Genomic DNA, 15,319 nt, shown 5'->3' on the forward strand with positions numbered 1-15,319 from the left:
GCACCAGGCGGGATCCGGCTGGCAGCGGGCGAAAGAGACCAAAATACACCCGTAGCACCTGCAGGAACGGGAAGGCGTCGTACGAGTACGCAAACTTAGGCCCGGGCTCGCCCGTCTCGAGCTGAACGTGGCCCCGCCACGCCGTTCCCGGGATGATCCGGTCGCTACCCGGTTCCCACCGAAACGTGTCGGGCGGGAACCCCACCAGCTTCAGGAAGGTCCCGCCCTTCTCCGCCCCTCCCTGCACCGAACCGGCCGGGTCGGCGCCCGGGCCGGTCGGGTGATACGCCTCTATCCACACAACCGCCGAAAACCGGTCGGGCCACGACATGGTTTCAGACATACGGATGGCCAGCGCTCCGGCCCCCGAGGGGCGGCTGGCCTCGGCCGCCGCCACGCTGCCGCTCCCCGCTGCCAGCACGAGGAGCGTCAGGGCCAGCGGCCACAGCCGTCTCAGGCGCATCATACCCACCTCACCACGGCCCGCCTCTGCTGCTCCGGCGGGGGCGCGCACCTGTTCGCCATCGGGCTTCTTCGCCCGCCTCGGGCGCTCCTGCATGAAAGGCCATCACCCTCTTGGTCGTCGCAAAGTGCAGCTTGGCAAACCGGCCGAGGTAGGAGAGGCCGCCCCGCCGGACAAGCTCTACCGCCGCAGCCTCTACGTGCGTGGCCCCTTTGGGGAGCTCCAGGCTCGCCAGTTCGGAAAGCCTGTCGAGCTCGCGCAAGAACCGCGCCCTGGCGATGACGGAGGCGGCTGCCACCGCCAGGTCTGCTTCAGCGTGCGGAAGCTGCCTCACGCTGACCGTGCGGCCCCGCGCCATCAGCGCCGCGTCCAGGGTGCCCGGGTCTTTCGCGAATTGATCGGCCACCACCCGTTCCACGGATACCTCTGCCAGAAGGTCTTCGAGAGCCCGGGCATGGGCCCACGCCAGGATCCGGTTGACGTTTTGCATGCGGCCGTACAGCTCGTTGTACCGGGCCGGGCCGATGACCACGACCCTGGCCGGCACGAGGCCCCGCATGGCCTCCGCCAGCTCCAGGCACCGGCCGTCGGAGATCCGTTTGGAATCGGCCACGCCCAGCCGCGCGAGCTCAAGCTCGACCCGGCTGTCCACGACCGCTGCGGCCGCCGCCACCAGAGGGCCGAAGTAGTCGCCCTTCCCCGACTCGTCGAGCCCCACGCGTGGCGTAAAACGTTCGCTGGTCATCGGGCGCCCGTCATCTGCTGCATGATGGCGACGCCGGCGCTGGTCCCCAGCCGGTCGGCGCCCGCCTCGATGAGCCGAATGGCCTCCTCGAGGGTGCGGACTTTTCCGGACGCCTTGACCCTGGCCCGGTCGCCCACCACCTCTTTGAGGAGCCGCACGTCCTCCACCGTGGCGCCGCCCGGCCCGAAGCCGGTGGAGGTCTTCACGAAGTGCGCGCCCTGCTCCACCGCTATGCGGGCAGCCATCCGCTTCTGATCGTCGCTCAACAGCCCTGTCTCGATGATCACTTTCAGCACGGTGGACGGCCCGATGGCGCGGGCGACCGTGCGGATGTGCTGGACGTAGCCGTCGAGGTCGCCTTCCAGGAGAAGCCCTGCCGGCGCCACCATGTCGATCTCGGCAGCACCGGCGGCCACGGCCTCCACGGCCTCCACCACCTTGACCAGGGGCGTGGCAGCGCCCAGCGGGAAGCCCACTACGCTCGCCACCTTCACGGGACTGCCGGTGAGGAAACGGTAGGCCCGCGCCGCATACAGCGGGTTGACGCAGACCGCATAAAAGCCCCACTCCACCGCTTCCCGGCAGAGCCGCTCCACATCCTGGGGCCTCGCCTCCGGCTTCAGCAGCGTGTGGTCGATGCGCCTGGCAAGTTGTTCACGGGACAGCACTGGGCTGCACCTCCCGCCGAGACGAGTTACGGGTGGGAAGGCTGAACAGGTAGATTCCCGCGAGGATCATGGCTGCACCCAGCCAGTGAAGCAGGGTAGGCCATTCCCTGAACAGCACCAGGGCGAGCACCGAAGCGCCCACCGGCTCTCCCAGGACAGCAGTGGCCACCGTGGACGCACCCAGGCGCGCCACCACCGCGTTGAGTGCCGAGTGCCCGATCAGGGTGGGTACGGCCGCGATCCCCAGGCCCACCCACACCTCTCGAGACGGATAGCCCCACAGCGGCAGGTTCAACAGCCTCGCCACCGCCAGAAGCGCCAGGGCCCCTGCCGAGTAGACCACGATCAGGTAATCGAGCAGCGCCACCCTGGCCCGCAGCCGCTGCCCGACCAGGAGGTAGACGCTCACCAGCGCCGCGGCCAGGAGCGCGAGCGCGTCGCCGTAAAGGCTCTCCCCCGCCAGACCGGCCGGCGCTCGCGCCGCATCCGAGCTGCCGCCGGCCAGCGCATCGGCCGACGCGATCACCACCCCACCCAGCAGTGCCATGGCCAGCGCGGCGCTCTGCCCCCGGCTGATGCGCTGGCGCCACAGCAGCCACGAAACAAACACCACGAAGAGGGGCTGCGTGGTCACCAGCACGGTGGAACTCAGTACGGACGTCAACTCGAGGGAGGCAAACCAGACCGACCAGTGCGCCGCCAGGCTCACCCCGGCCACGGCGGCCCACAGCCGCCAGAGGTGCGGGCCGCCCTCCGCTGGCGCCCCGGCGCCACGTCCCTGCCTGCGGCCAGCCAGCCACAGCGGCCACAGCGCCGCTGCCGAGAAGCCCAGCCGGTAGAAGGCGAGCACAAGCGGCGGGAGGTTGGACAACCGCACCCAGATGGCGGCGGACGAGACCGCCGCCACCCCGATTGCCAGAACGAGGTAGGGCCGGGCCTCCAGCCTGCTCATCTCCAGTGCGCGCCGCCAGCCCCGCCCCGGGATGCACCGCCCGTTTCCACGCCGTTGCGCCCGTTCGGGAGCACCACGGACACGGCCATCCTGGCGGGGTCGACATGGTCCCGAAGCGCCTCGGTCACCGCCCTGTGGTCAAGCTCCTCCAGCACCTCGAGGTAGTCCAGGGGCGTAACGCCCCGGAAGTGGAGAACCGCCAGCGCGTTGGCAATCATCTCCGGGTTATCCACTGAGGCGATGAACTCCCCGATCTCCCTTCGCCGCAGCCGTTCGACCGTATCGGCGTCCACGCCCTGGTCGCAGGCCCGTGCCAGCGCCTCCTTGAGGCGGACCTCGAGCCGGTCGGGATCCGGCGTCTCCCCGCCCGTGACCGTGTGGGCAAAGCGCGAGTCGCACACGTACCGGGCGGCAAAGGTATCGTCGATCAAGCCCTCCTCGTAGAGTTCCTGGAACGTGTCCGAGCTTCGCCCGAGCACCGCGTCCAGCGCCAGGTTGATGGCCAGCTCGCGACGCACCAGCTCCTTGCCCGACAGCTCCCGCTTCACGTCTTTGATCCCGAGCGCCAGGCGCGGCCTCGAGACGGCAAGCCGCGTCTGGGCGCGGGGGCTGTGCACGCCGGCCGGCTCCTCAGGATCCAGCCGCACCACGCCCCGCCCGTCCTCCCGCGAGCCGCCCATCGCCTCCCCCGCCAGCTCGAAAACCTCGTCGGGCGCCACGTCGCCCGCCACGGCCAGCACCGCGTTGGCGGGATGATAAAAAGTCGAATGACACAGGTACAGCACCGGCACTTCAATCTTCCGGATCGACTCCACTGTGCCGCCGATTTCCAACCTGACCGGGTGCACGTGGTACAAGGACTGCATCAGCTTGACCATCACGCACCGGCTCGGATCGTCCTCGTACATGCGGATCTCCTGCTCGATGATGCCCTGTTCTTTCCGGACCGAGGCCTCGGTGAAGTAAGGTTCCTGCACGAAGCGCAGCAGCACCGACAGTGCCTCGCGGAAGTGGTCGACGGTGGAGAAGAGGTAGGCCGTCGTGGTGTAGGACGTGTAGGCGTTGGCGGAGGCCCCGAGCTCGGCGAACCGCGTGAACACGTCCCCCTCCTGCTTCTCGAAGAGCTTGTGTTCCAGGAAGTGCGCGATGCCCGCCGGCACCTCCACCACTTCCCCCCGGCCCCTGGGAACGAACCGGCTGTCGATGGAACCGTAGTGGACGGCCAGCACGGCGTACTTCTGCGAAAAGCGCGCCTTGGGCGCGACGTAGGCCGTCAGGCCCGATGCGAAGCGTGCCTCCACCAGCGGGTCGCCGGCGACCTGGTGGTGCCGGGTCTCGTAGGCGGCAGCCTCCACGGTCATAGCGTTGAAGCATCCCCCTCTTGCCGGACCGTTGCGCCCTGCGCCACCCGGGCCTCCGCAGCGTTCGAGGTGAGGAAGTAGAACGTGTCCGGGGTCACTGTTTGCGCCGCCGCCACGATCTGGTCGGCCCCGATCCGTCTGACGTCCGCGATGAGTTCGGAAAACGGGCGCTGGCGGCCGTTGACGAGGCCGCTCAAGTAGTGATCGATGAGGGTGTTCGGCTCGTCCTCGCTAACGCGCCACCGGCGGATGAGGGCACGCCTCGTGGCCTCCAGTTCGCCGGCCTCCATCTCGCCCTGGCGCATGGCCGCGATCTGGCGCTCGATGATGGCAAGCGCCTTGTCCCGTAATCCGGGGTCGATGCCGGCGCTCACGATCAGCGCACCCTGGCTCGACTCCAGTCGGCTGTACACGAAGTAGGCGAGCGAGTTTCTCTCGCGCACGTGGGTGAAGAGCTTGGAATGCGGAAAGCCACCCAGCACCCCGTTGTACATGACCATGGCCGGGTAGTCCGGCGAGTCGAACCGCACGGGCGTCCGGTAGCCCAGGGCAAGGACTCCCTGGCGGACGTCCTGCGCCTCGGTCACGACGCGGGGGGGTGCGCTCTTCGGCGTCCCGTCCTGCCCCCTGCCGTCCCGCGCAGCCGCCGGTGCGGGCTCGTGCCGTTCCTGCGCCCCCGGCCGGTAGCCCAGGGCGTCCAGCACGCGCTGCGTGAGCTCCGCGACGCTGTCCGCGCCGGCGCCGTTCACCACCAGCAGGTCGGCGGGGAAGCCCAGAATCCGTTCGCGGTAATGGCGGAAAAGGGCCGCCGCGTCCAGGGCCGGCAGGTCTTCCAGGCGCCCCAGGCGGTGCAGGGCGAACGGCTCGCCCGCGAACATTTCCTCGATGAGCCGGTGCAGGGCGTACTGCCGCTTGTTGTTGATGACACCCTCGATGCGCCGCCGCAGGATCTCCTTCTCCTGCTGCACGTACTGGGGCACCAGCTGCCCGTCCGCCATGGCGGGTTCCAGCAGCACCTCGAAGATCAGGCGCAGCAGGGCTTCGAGTTGCCCGGTGCCCGGCCCGTGACCGGGCAGGTAGGCGTCGGCGACCGCCTCGCCACGGATCTCCACGAGCTGCGTCCCGCCGATCTTGCTCACGTCTACGCCCAGCCGTGCCCCGTACAGCCCCTCCAGGTGACGTGCGATGGCCTTCAGGGTGGGGAGCTGCCGGGTACCGCGCCGAAGTACGAAGGGAACCAGCGCGTTGGCCGTCACGTCCTCGCGGCGCAGAGGCAGCCGCAGGGCAAGCCTCGCCGTCTCCACCTTGAACTTGCGGGTGGTCAGGACGTGCAAGCGCAGGCCTGCGACTTCCCGGGTCGTGAACCAGTTGCGGTCGTCGGCCAGGCGGCTCATGATCCCCGGCACCTTCCCGGAAGCGATTGGAAACGACTAAAAAGCATGCCGGCCAGCGGGCCGGCACCTTCTGGAAACGGGGTCCGTCTTCCAGGCTTCATTCTGTTTCGCCGGGTCCTGGGAGATACCTTTTATTACCCCTGCAACACCTCTACAGCACCACAGCGACCTCGTCCCGGTCGGCCGCCCGTATCGCTTCGCCCACCGCCGCCTCCAGGAACGGGTCGCCCTCGGCCGCTGTGCGGATCTGGCGCAGCAGATCGATGCCCCGGCGCACCGCGAAGACGAAGTCGCCCTCGTCCACCTCGCTCAAGCGCAGGCACTCGTCGAGGCTGTGGCCGTTGGCCCACGCGACCACCGCCGGCGCCAGGTGCGGCCCGAAGCGCACGGTCGTGTAGCCCAGGCGGCGCAACTCCGCCCCGGTGATGGCGCGCAGCGCGCGGTAGACCGGCTCCATGGCGAACGGAACGTGGCGCGGCACGTGCTCCGAGCGCCTCGGCTCGTAATCCACCGCCACGCTCAGGGCGAGAAGCTCCGCCGGCGCCAGCGAGCGCAGGAAGCCCTCCGCCAGAAGCTCGGTGACCAGAAGCTCCTGTACGTGGACGTGCCGTGCCATCTCGCCCCGCGAGGTGAGTTCGGCGCCGTCGCGCAGGTAATCCAGGTCCTCCAGCACCCTCCGGCGGCGGTCGAATTCCTGCGCGAACTGCTCGGGCCCCGGTTGGGCAGCGAGCCGTTCCCGCAGCCCCAACAGCGCCCGCCGCGCCTTGCGGATCACCCTGGCAGGCCCTCGTTCCGAAAGTTGCGCGACCCGGTGCTGCAGGCCGGCGATCTCCCGCTCCAGGCGCTCCCGGGTGACGCGCGCCTGGAACGCGGCAAAGTTGCGCCGGATCACCTCCCGAGCCTCATCGGCGTCGAACCGGCTCAGCAGGTTGAGCACCGTGTTGTAGCTGAGCACGAACTGGCTGCGCAGGGGCTCGACGTCGGCTTCATCCAGAGAGGGCACGGCCTGCGCGTCGATCTCGTTGAGGTCCACCGCCGCATACACGTAGCCGCGCTCGTCAATCCCACGCCGCCCGGCCCGCCCGGCCATCTGGAAGTACTCGCGGTTGGTGATGGGGCGGTACTCGATCCCGTCGTACTTGCGGAGCGACCCGAAAAAGACCGTGCGGCACGGGAAGTTGACACCCACCGCGAACGTCTCCGTGCAGAAAAGGACGTACAGCAAGCGCCGCTCGAAGAGTTCTTCGACCACGTCCTTCACGGCCGGAAGCATCCCCGCGTGGTGGAAGCCCACCCCCCGCTCCCACATCGGCAAGAGATGCTCCACCCGCCGGGCCGCGCTCTCGGGGTAAGGGGCCAGCACCTCGGCGACGACGCGGCGAACCTCCTGCCGGCCGCTGGCCGTCAGGTAATCCCGGATGGCGGCCAGCTCCCGGGCGTGGTACTCTGCCACGCGCCGGCTGAAGAAGAAAAAGAGCGCGGGAAGCCGGTCGGGCCCCGCCCTGTCGAGGAGCGCCAGGGGATCCACCGGCGGGTAGTGCAGGCGGTGGCCGTAACCCTCGATTCGGCGGCCTTTCGGCCAGTACCCGCCCCGGGCCTCCAGCTTGCGGGCGTGACGCACGAGGCGCGCCCGCGTGGTGAAGCCCAGCGTGGGCTCGTAGAGGTGGTGCTCCAGCGGGACGGCCCGGTCGTACGACACGACGACGTGCACCTTCCGCCCCTGCACCGCCTCGAGCCAGTCGGCCAGTTGCCGGGCATTGGGGATGGTGGCCGAAAGCCCCAGGAACTGGATGGCGGGCGGCAGGAAAAGCAGGCTCTCCTCCCAGACGGACCCCCGCTCCGGGTCGTCGATGTAGTGGATCTCGTCGAAGATGACCCAGGTTACGCCGTCCAGGCGCCGGGCCTCGAGGTGCAGCAGGTTGCGGAACACCTCTGTGGTCATGATGGTAACCGCCGCGTCGGGGTTGATGACCACGTCCCCGGTCAGGATGCCGACGGCGTCCGGCCCGAGCAGGCGCTTGAACTCCTTGAACTTCTGGTTGGACAGCGCCTTGATGGGCGCCGTATAGACGACCCGCTGCCCTCTTGCGAACGTGCGCTCGATGAGGTAGTCCGCGACGAGCGTCTTTCCGGTGCCGGTAGGAGCGGCCACCAGGGTGGAAACCCCGGCCTCGACCGACGCGATGGCCTCCTGCTGGAACGGGTCGAGGCGGAACCCCCGGTAGACGGAAGGCGCTGCTTCGAGGAGTGATGGCTCAAGATTACCTCGATGGTCGATGGTGTGATCCACTGCTTACCTTGTACTCACTTCTCTGTGGCCTCGCGTGCCTGAGCCGCGGGCGGCGCGGCTGCCGCCCTCTCGCGGGCATCCGCCGCTCGGTGTGCGAGGCGGGCGCAGGCCGCCGCAACGATGGCGGCCAGGATGTCGTCCAGGAAGGTGTGGACCCGGGATGGCTCGCCGGGCAGCGCCTGGTCGAGTTCGGGCGGGCGTTCCTGGTCGAGGTAGCCGAAATTGGACAGCCCGATGCTGCCGTACACGTTGACGATGCTCAGCGCCAGCACCTCGTCGATCCCGTACAGATGGGAGTTTGCGCGAAGCACGCTCGCCAGCGGCTCGTCCAGCCTGCCCTCCTCGGCCATCACGTCCAGGGTGACCCCGGTGAGGACGGCAAATTGAACCTCCCGCTTTTCCACCACGTGATCCACGCTCTCCCGGCACGCCTCCAGGGTTAGATCCTTCACGTACGGCTTCTGGAGCCGGAAGACGAGGCGCACGATGGGATCGAGGTCCACGCCTCTCATTGCCAGAAGCGCGCGGGCGCTGGTCGGGAGCCACCTGGCCTGCATGTTAAAGCAACACCTCGTTCTATCCTATCACAGGGCGCCCCGGGGCCGGAAGGTGCGGGCGGGCCTAGCCGGCAATCGTAACCACTCCGATTCTTGACCGCACCCCGGCCCCCCTTTATACTTCACGCGGACCGTTTTCCACGGGGTCGACGCTGCGGGGACATTCTGCGCCTTGCGCGAAGCGCAACGGCCTTTGCAGCGAAAGGTGGGTCTTCGGGGGCAGATGAAGCCTCGAATCTCCTCCCGTCCGTTCGTCGCGGCCATCTTCGTCCTGGGACTGATGGTAGTCGTGGCAGCCTGCGGCGGCGGTTCCTCCCGGCAGCAGAGCAGCTCGTCCCAGCCCTCCGCCTCTTCGTCTCCGCCACCGGCCGCCACCTCCGCCCCGCCGTCCACGACGGCCACCACGCCTCCTGCCGCGTCGGCTCCGGAGAGTTCGGCGTCGGCCGCCTCGGGCGGCATCGAAGTCATCGCTACCGACGAGGGCGGTCAGTTCCGGTTCAGCCCGGCCACCATTGAAGCCAGGCCCGGCCAGCAACTGGCCATCCGGGTGGTCAACAAGGGCGCCAGCGCTCACGACTTTTCCCTCGCCGACCTGAAGGTGGAAACCGGCCTGATCGATCCCGGCCGGGAGAAGACCATCACCTTCACGGCGCCGTCCAGGCCGGGTGAGTACCAGTTCGTGTGCACCGTGCCCGGTCATCTTCAGCTCGGTATGCAGGGCAAGCTCGTCGTCCGCTGACGCACGAGCCAGGGGAGCACAGGGGCACCCGGGCGCGAAGGCCGGCTTCCCGGGTGCCCCTCTGCCATGCCGATTCGTGTCCTGGGAGAGGATGCCGCATGTCGGTACTTGAGCGGATCAAGGCGACCCGGGTCTTCAAGTCCATCTACCGTAACCCCTACCCCAATACCACCAAGACGCGGCTTGCCATCATGGTCGACAGCCTGGTGCTGCACCTGCACCCGGCGCGCATCGTCCGCCGGGGCACCTGGGTGACGTACACGTGGGGTCTGGGCGGGCTTTCGGCGTGGATGTTCGTCATCCTGACCATCACGGGCGTCTTCCTGATGTGGTACTACATTCCCAATGTCAGCGACGCCTACTGGTCCATCCGCGCCATCGAAAGCGAGGTCGTCTTCGGGCAGTTCATGCGTAACCTGCACCGCTGGGCGGCCCACGCCATGGTCATCCTGGTCTTCCTGCACATGTGCCGGGTCTTCTACACGGGCGCTTACAAGCCGCCCCGGGAGTTCAACTGGGTCATCGGCGTGACCCTCCTGACGGTCACGTTCCTCCTGAGCTTCACCGGATACCTGCTGCCGTGGGACCAGCTCGCCTACTGGGCCATCACCGTCGGCACCAACATCGGCGGCGCGACCCCGTTCATCGGCGACCGGATCAACTTCCTGCTCCTGGGCGGCTACGAGATCGGCCAGCCCACCCTCATCCGCTGGTACACGCTGCACGTCATCTTTCTGCCGCTTCTCACCATCGCGCTGATGTCCCTGCACTTCTGGCGGGTTCGAAAAGACGGCGGCATTTCGACGCCGGTAGTGGAGGACGAGGCGGAGGGGCCCGGTTATCCTCCCGTGATGGAGCAGGAGGGGTGAGTGGATAAAGGCATGGCCCACGAGCGCACTGCCACCCGGACGGTGACGGCCCCGCGCCCGGTCCAGGCTCAGGCCCAGGCGGCCGCAGGCCGTCCAAAGCTGAACCCCGACGAAAAGGTGCTGGTCTGGCCGTATCTCGTCCGCATCGAGTTCATCGCGGCGCTGCTGTTCTTGTTGTTGCTGTCGCTGATGGCCGTCTTCATCGACGCGCCGCTGGCGCCGCTTGCCAATCCCGATGTGACGCCCAACCCCGCCAAGGCGCCGTGGTACTTCCTGGGGCTGCAGGAGTTGCTGCTGCACATGGACAAGGCGCTGGCCGGCGTCATCGTCCCCGGCGCCGTACTCCTCGGCCTTGCGGCGCTGCCGTACATCGACGTCCGCCGCAAGGGGACGGGCATCTGGTTTCACAGCAAGAGGGGCGTGCCCATCACGCTGTTCAGCTTCTTCTACACCGCCGCGTGGAACGTGAGCCTCATTTTGATCGACGAGTTCCTCCCCGTGCCCGGGGAGGCCGGTGCTCACGGGATCGGGCCCATCGTCAAGTACTGGCTGAGCAACGCCCGCGATGCCGGTTGGCTCTTCGGGGTCAGCGACCGGGTCATCAACGCCATCGCGGGCTGGATCGTGCCCACGTTCATCATGCTCTTCATCCCGGCATCGCTGGTGCTGATCCTGCGCCGGCGCTGGCAGGCCGACACCCGGGAGGCGGCGATGGGGCTGTTCACGTTCTTCGTGGCCTCGTTCTTGGTGCTGACCATCGTCGGCACCGCTTTCCGGGGACCGGGCATGCGGCTGATGTGGCCCTGGGAGGTCGGGGCCGCCAACCACTGATAACGGGGGAGTCACCAGATGGCATCGGAACAAGCAGGCAAGGACCGTGCCGAGGCCGCCGACCGGCAGGCCCCGGCCAGGGCACAGGTGACGCCCGCGGCCCCACAGGCGAGCCGCCAGGCCGCCGCTGCTGCTACAGCGCAGGCACCGGCCCGGCCGGCGGACGGGAGCGCGCCGTCGCCGCCCCGCGCGGCGGCCGCCGGGGCGGCCCGCGCAGCGGAGCCCGCTCCCGGCGACCCGGAGATGCGCCGCCGCATCCTCATGCGGTGGCTCATGTGGGGTTCGGCGTTCGTCTTCTTCGCCCAGAGCGCGCTGGCAGGCCTCGCCATGTTCTGGCCGCGCCGCGTCCTGGGCTTCGGTTCCAAGGTGGACGCCGGGCCGGTCAGCAGCTTCCCGGCCGGATCGGTCACCAAGTTCCGTGAGGGCAAGTTCTGGCTGAGCCGCCTGGACAATGGCGTCATCGCTCTTTACTGGCGCTGCACGCACCTGGGCTGCACGGTTCCGTGGCGGGAGGACGAACAGCTCTTCCACTGCCCGTGCCACGGCTCCATATACGAGCGCACGGGCCAGAACATCGCCGGGCCAGCGCCCCGGCCGCTCGACTACATGACCGTGGAGATCGTCAACGGCCGCATCATCGTCAACACCCGGGAGATCCACGAGCGGGCCGTCCACCTGCCGCAGCACGTGACGCCCGTTTGAGGCGCCACCGGACAGCTCGCCCGCTTACTTGCAAGTGCAAAAAGGGGTGTCTTCAGGCGTGGAAGTCGCCGAGTCGGTGGAGCTCCTGCTGGTTTTCCTGCTCGTGATCGTGGGCGAGGTGATCCTCTACTTCATCGATCGGGCCATCCGGCACGAGTAACGAGAGGTGCCCTTGCCTCAGGGAACCGCGGGCCTTTGACGTGGAAAGGAGCCTCGGTCACAGCGTGAAAGGACGAACCTACGTCATCGTCATGGCCTTGAGCTGGGCGCTCGTGTTGCTGTGGGGCATCTACTGGGCCCGGGAGGGCGACCGGATGGCGGCGACCAGCGCGGCGTTCAGGGCTGAGACGCTCGAAGAGGGCGCCCGCATCTACGCTCAGAACTGCGTCGCCTGCCACGGGCAGCTGGGAGAGGGCGTCGTGGGGCCCAGCCTCGACCGGGAGGCCCTGAGGGGCGACCCGGAGAACGACCGGGAGACCTATGATTTCATCTACCAAACCGTGGCGCGGGGCCGCCCCGGGTCGGTGGTGACGCGCTGGCAGAAGCTTCCCAACGGGGAGTGGGCGTCGTTCACGGCCATGCCGGCGTGGAGCACACAGTTCGGCGGCCCGCTGAACGAACAGGCCCTCCGGCAGGTGGTCTCCTTCCTCATGGCCGGTGACTGGCAGCGGGTCGCGCGCTACATCCCGCCGCCCAGGCTCGACGGCCAACTCCCCGTGGCCGAGGGTGTGCCCGAGGACGTCCAGCGGCGGGCCCAGGAGGTCATCCGGCAGAAGGGCTGCCTCGCCTGCCACACGATCGGCAACACGGGCGGGCTCATCGGGCCGGACCTGACCCACCTGGGGTCCTGGGGCGTCGACCAGGCGTTCTTGAAGGACTGGATTTCAAACCCCCCCGCCACGGCTAACCGAGCGCCGGTGTGGTTCTCCAACTACGGGGGCATCGACGCCTCGGGCCGGCCGTCGGGAGCGCGGATCGATTACGGGCCCACCCAGATGCCCAACCTGGGTCTGACCGAAGAGGAGCTGGACGTCGTCACCCGGTACCTGCTGGGGCTGAAGTAGCCTCATGAGGGCCTGGCTTGCGCTTACCGCACTGAGCGCGCTTGCCTCCGGGGCAGCGTTCCGGGCGGCGGCGATGACCGGCATCGCGGGCCTGCGAATGGCGGCCACCATCCTGCTGGCCATCGGCGGTTGGGGGCTGGCGGCCGCGGCGGAGGCCTACCAGACCCGAAGAGCGATCGGGTGGCTGGAGAGCCGCCTGGCAGAGGTCGCCGGGACGGCGGCGGCCGTGCTGCAACTCCCGGGAAGCTGGGGGCGCCGGTACCGGTGGGCTCGGGGATACCTGCTGGTCGGCGAGGGCGGCATCCTGGTGGCGGCCGCCCTCGGCCTCTCTCACTTCACCAGGCGCCCGGCGGCCATCCGGCAGCTCGACGGGTGCGCCGCCTCGCTGAAGGAGGCGGTGCGGCGGATCAAGGAAACGGCGGCCCCCGCGGGCCCATCCGGGCCGGCTGCAGGGGCTGGCGCCGGGGCTGGGCGCGGTTCGCCTCCTCCGGTTTCGGCTGTTCCCGGGTACGGCCTCGTCATCCTCCTGCGCCGCAGGGTGAACCCCGTGGAACGGCAGCGGATGCGTCTGTTGGGGGTAGGGCTGGCCAACCCCGAACACGTTCCGGACGTCCTGCGCCCCGTGCTGGCGCCACCCGGCGCGGGCCTGCGCAGGCTGACCGAGGCGGAGCAGGTCGCCATTGCCCGCACCCTCGAGCTCCGGCTGGGAGCCACCCCGGTCGCTCCGAGGGCCGCAGACGGGGACGCAGGCCAGCTGCCTCAGCGGGCCAGGGCCTGACCAAACAGGGGGCATCGGGGTTGGAAAGACGCAACTCCCCCAGGGCTCTTCCGTGGATGGGCGCGGTTGCCACGGCCGTGGTCATCGCCGGCATCGCTCTCAACTTCGCCTGGTTTGCTCACCGGGGCGTGGGGCCGCTGCAGCTGGTAGCCATCTCGGGCCCCCTCTGGCTGGCTGCGGCGGGCGCTGTCGCCGCCATCGCCGGGGGAGGGTGGCTGCTGGGGCGAGTACTCACAAGCCGGGTGCCGTCCGGCCAGGAGCCCCACCGGTAACTTTGACCCGGTAAATCCCGGGTCAACCGTCCCTTGCTTACCGATCGGGGTCTGCCGTACGCTGGAAGTGCAGCCGCTTGGCCTCATGGCGAACGACAAGAGAGGCGGGAGAGCAATGGCGGCCGTGCGTTCCCCCAGCACCTACCAGCTTCACCTGGACCTGGGCGGGCTTACCCTGGCCGAACTGGTCGACGTCGTGGTCGAACAGGCGCTTCTGCCCCTGCCGGAAGCCGACCGGCGGCGTTACCTGCCGCAGGTGCGGGCCAACGTGGAACGCGTCCTGCGCAAGCACGTGGTGGCCTATGACGCCTGCGGCATGGGCTCGATCTGCCGCGACAGCGAGCGGTACGACCCCTGGCCGCAGGCGTGAGAGGCACCCTTACGGGTAGATCCCCCTCACGCGGATAGCCTCGGCGACCCGGGAGACGGCCAGCACCATGGCGCCGGTGCGCAGGTCCGTCCCGTGGCGGCGGGCCGTTTCCCAGACGTCCTGGAAGCTCTGGCGCATCCGCCGCGCAAGCTCGCGGTTGACCTGTTCCTCGGGCCAGAAAAACTCCTGCAGCCCCTGGATCCATTCAAAGTAGGAGACGGTCACCCCGCCCGCGTTGGCCAGGATGTCGGGGATGACCGTTACACCGCGCTCTGCCAGGATGGCGTCGGCCTCGGGCGTGACGGGCCCGTTGGCGCCCTCGGCCACGACGCGCGCCCGGATCCGGCCGGCGTTGCGTTCGGTGATGGCACCTTCAAGTGCGGCGGGCACCAGCACCTCGCACGGCACCTCCAACACACCTTCGGGCGGCCCGGACTCGGCCCCCGGAAAGCCGCGCAGCGTGCCGTGCTGCTGCTTGTAAGCCACGAGATCCTTCACCGAAAGCCCGCTGTCCTGTCGCACCGTGACCTGCGAGTCGCCGACGGCCACCACCCTGGCGCCCATCTCCTCCAGCGAGAGCGCGGCGTACCGCCCGACGTTGCCGAAGCCCTGCACGGCCACCCGGGCACCGCGGAGATCCATGCCCACCCGCCGCGCCGCCTCCTCCACGCAGATGGCGCAGCCCCGCCCGGTGGCCTGTTCGCGGCCCAGCGATCCTCCTATCTCCAGGGGCTTGCCTGTCACCACCGCGGGCACCGGCCGCCCCTGCTGCATGCTGTACGTGTCCATGATCCATGCCATCACCTGCGGGTTAGTGTAGACGTCAGGCGCCGGGATGTCGCGATCCGGGCCGATGATGACGCTGATCTCGGCGGTGTAGCGCCGGGTGAGCTGCTCCAGCTCCCGGCGGCTGAGGCGCTTCGGGTCGCAGACGACCCCTCCCTTGGCCCCCCCAAAGGGCAGGTTCATCACGGCGCACTTCCAGGTCATCCACATGGCCAGCGCCGTCACCTCGTCGAGCGTGACGCCGGGATGGTAGCGGATGCCGCCCTTCGCCGGGCCCCTGGCCAGCGAGTGCTGCACCCGGTACCCGGTGAACACCTCCAGCCGCCCGTCGTCCATCTTCACCGGAATGGACACGGTCAGCACCCGCTTGGGCGTCTTCAGCAACTTCAGCAGCCCCTCATCGATGCCGGACAGCTTCGCTGCCCGCTCCAGTTGCCGGACAGCCATGGCCAGCGGGGAGAGATCCGCAGGACGCGCC

At 68.9% G+C, this 15,319-nt stretch carries 17 protein-coding genes; 8 read left to right on the top strand and 9 right to left on the bottom strand.

Going from position 1 to position 15,319, the window contains the following annotated elements; genetic code table 11:
• The 8 genes from AB1609_00005 to AB1609_00040 all read right to left on the bottom strand — a co-directional run.
• A partial coding sequence (locus AB1609_00005; GenBank protein ID MEW6044857.1) for a hypothetical protein occupies positions 1 to 463 on the bottom strand: 463 nt, incomplete at its 3' end.
• 10 nt (positions 464 to 473) lie between these two features.
• Complete coding sequence (gene rnhC / locus AB1609_00010) at positions 474 to 1,208, bottom strand: ribonuclease HIII (protein MEW6044858.1); 735 nt, start codon at positions 1,206 to 1,208, stop codon at positions 474 to 476.
• Positions 1,205 to 1,876, bottom strand: coding sequence for a deoxyribose-phosphate aldolase (gene deoC / locus AB1609_00015; protein MEW6044859.1), 672 nt, complete (start codon positions 1,874 to 1,876; stop codon positions 1,205 to 1,207). Before deoC ends, rnhC begins: the two co-directional genes overlap by 4 nt.
• Positions 1,863 to 2,828 (bottom strand): DMT family transporter, encoded by a 966-nt coding sequence (locus AB1609_00020; protein ID MEW6044860.1) that lies wholly within the window; start codon positions 2,826 to 2,828, stop codon positions 1,863 to 1,865. The genes deoC and AB1609_00020 overlap by 14 nt, the downstream gene beginning before the upstream one ends.
• Positions 2,825 to 4,189: a pitrilysin family protein gene (locus tag AB1609_00025; protein ID MEW6044861.1), complete on the bottom strand. Its 1,365-nt coding sequence runs from the start codon at positions 4,187 to 4,189 to the stop codon at positions 2,825 to 2,827. The genes AB1609_00020 and AB1609_00025 overlap by 4 nt, the downstream gene beginning before the upstream one ends.
• On the bottom strand, positions 4,186 to 5,583 hold the full coding sequence (locus tag AB1609_00030) for a pitrilysin family protein (GenBank protein ID MEW6044862.1): 1,398 nt from the start codon (positions 5,581 to 5,583) through the stop codon (positions 4,186 to 4,188). Before AB1609_00030 ends, AB1609_00025 begins: the two co-directional genes overlap by 4 nt.
• A 151-nt stretch (positions 5,584 to 5,734) precedes the next feature.
• Entirely contained in the window at positions 5,735 to 7,873 is a 2,139-nt protein-coding gene (locus AB1609_00035; protein MEW6044863.1) for a DEAD/DEAH box helicase, read from the bottom strand.
• A gap of 14 nt (positions 7,874 to 7,887) precedes the next feature.
• Positions 7,888 to 8,430: a phosphatidylglycerophosphatase A gene (locus AB1609_00040; GenBank protein MEW6044864.1), complete on the bottom strand. Its 543-nt coding sequence runs from the start codon at positions 8,428 to 8,430 to the stop codon at positions 7,888 to 7,890.
• Between the two features lie 223 nt (positions 8,431 to 8,653).
• Here AB1609_00040 and AB1609_00045 point away from each other — a divergent pair, with 223 nt between their 5' ends.
• From AB1609_00045 to AB1609_00080, 8 genes are all read left to right on the top strand, one after another.
• The gene (locus AB1609_00045) at positions 8,654 to 9,169 is read left to right on the top strand and encodes a cupredoxin domain-containing protein (protein ID MEW6044865.1); all 516 of its coding nucleotides are present in this window, start codon (positions 8,654 to 8,656) and stop codon (positions 9,167 to 9,169) included.
• 98 nt (positions 9,170 to 9,267) lie between these two features.
• Complete coding sequence (gene extP, locus AB1609_00050; protein MEW6044866.1) at positions 9,268 to 10,038, top strand: selenite/tellurite reduction operon b-type cytochrome ExtP; 771 nt, start codon at positions 9,268 to 9,270, stop codon at positions 10,036 to 10,038.
• Positions 10,039 to 10,869 (top strand): menaquinol-cytochrome C reductase, encoded by an 831-nt coding sequence (locus tag AB1609_00055; GenBank protein ID MEW6044867.1) that lies wholly within the window; start codon positions 10,039 to 10,041, stop codon positions 10,867 to 10,869. It abuts the gene before it with no gap.
• A gap of 18 nt (positions 10,870 to 10,887) precedes the next feature.
• Positions 10,888 to 11,571, top strand: coding sequence for a Rieske 2Fe-2S domain-containing protein (locus AB1609_00060; protein ID MEW6044868.1), 684 nt, complete (start codon positions 10,888 to 10,890; stop codon positions 11,569 to 11,571).
• Positions 11,572 to 11,795: 224 nt separating this feature from the next.
• Positions 11,796 to 12,635, top strand: a complete 840-nt coding sequence (locus tag AB1609_00065; protein MEW6044869.1) for a c-type cytochrome — start codon at positions 11,796 to 11,798, stop codon at positions 12,633 to 12,635.
• A 4-nt stretch (positions 12,636 to 12,639) separates the two neighbouring features.
• Positions 12,640 to 13,413 (top strand): hypothetical protein, encoded by a 774-nt coding sequence (locus tag AB1609_00070; GenBank protein MEW6044870.1) that lies wholly within the window; start codon positions 12,640 to 12,642, stop codon positions 13,411 to 13,413.
• Positions 13,414 to 13,433: 20 nt separating this feature from the next.
• Positions 13,434 to 13,685, top strand: a complete 252-nt coding sequence (locus AB1609_00075) for a hypothetical protein (GenBank protein MEW6044871.1) — start codon at positions 13,434 to 13,436, stop codon at positions 13,683 to 13,685.
• A 115-nt stretch (positions 13,686 to 13,800) separates the two neighbouring features.
• Positions 13,801 to 14,055, top strand: coding sequence for a hypothetical protein (locus AB1609_00080; GenBank protein MEW6044872.1), 255 nt, complete (start codon positions 13,801 to 13,803; stop codon positions 14,053 to 14,055).
• 9 nt (positions 14,056 to 14,064) lie between these two features.
• Here the strand turns inward: AB1609_00080 and AB1609_00085 are convergent, their stop codons facing one another.
• The gene (locus AB1609_00085; GenBank protein ID MEW6044873.1) at positions 14,065 to 15,288 is read right to left on the bottom strand and encodes a Glu/Leu/Phe/Val dehydrogenase; all 1,224 of its coding nucleotides are present in this window, start codon (positions 15,286 to 15,288) and stop codon (positions 14,065 to 14,067) included.
• Positions 15,289 to 15,319: the final 31 nt, after the last annotated feature.

Source organism: Bacillota bacterium (assembly GCA_040754675.1).
Taxonomy (GTDB): Bacteria; Bacillota; Limnochordia; order Limnochordales; family Geochordaceae; genus Geochorda.

Bases quoted from the DNA above. Each gene is read 5' to 3' on its own strand.
- AB1609_00045 (MEW6044865.1), top strand. From the start codon at position 8,654: ATGAAGCCTCGAATCTCCTCCCGTCCGTTCGTCGCGGCCATCTTCGTC.
- rnhC (MEW6044858.1), bottom strand. From the start codon at position 1,208: ATGACCAGCGAACGTTTTACGCCACGCGTGGGGCTCGACGAGTCGGGG.
- AB1609_00080 (MEW6044872.1), top strand. From the start codon at position 13,801: ATGGCGGCCGTGCGTTCCCCCAGCACCTACCAGCTTCACCTGGACCTG.
- AB1609_00020 (MEW6044860.1), bottom strand. From the start codon at position 2,828: ATGAGCAGGCTGGAGGCCCGGCCCTACCTCGTTCTGGCAATCGGGGTG.
- AB1609_00025 (MEW6044861.1), bottom strand. From the start codon at position 4,189: ATGACCGTGGAGGCTGCCGCCTACGAGACCCGGCACCACCAGGTCGCC.
- AB1609_00040 (MEW6044864.1), bottom strand. From the start codon at position 8,430: ATGCAGGCCAGGTGGCTCCCGACCAGCGCCCGCGCGCTTCTGGCAATG.
- extP (MEW6044866.1), top strand. From the start codon at position 9,268: ATGTCGGTACTTGAGCGGATCAAGGCGACCCGGGTCTTCAAGTCCATC.
- AB1609_00060 (MEW6044868.1), top strand. From the start codon at position 10,888: ATGGCATCGGAACAAGCAGGCAAGGACCGTGCCGAGGCCGCCGACCGG.
- AB1609_00030 (MEW6044862.1), bottom strand. From the start codon at position 5,583: ATGAGCCGCCTGGCCGACGACCGCAACTGGTTCACGACCCGGGAAGTC.
- AB1609_00085 (MEW6044873.1), bottom strand. From the start codon at position 15,288: ATGGCTGTCCGGCAACTGGAGCGGGCAGCGAAGCTGTCCGGCATCGAT.
- AB1609_00070 (MEW6044870.1), top strand. From the start codon at position 12,640: ATGAGGGCCTGGCTTGCGCTTACCGCACTGAGCGCGCTTGCCTCCGGG.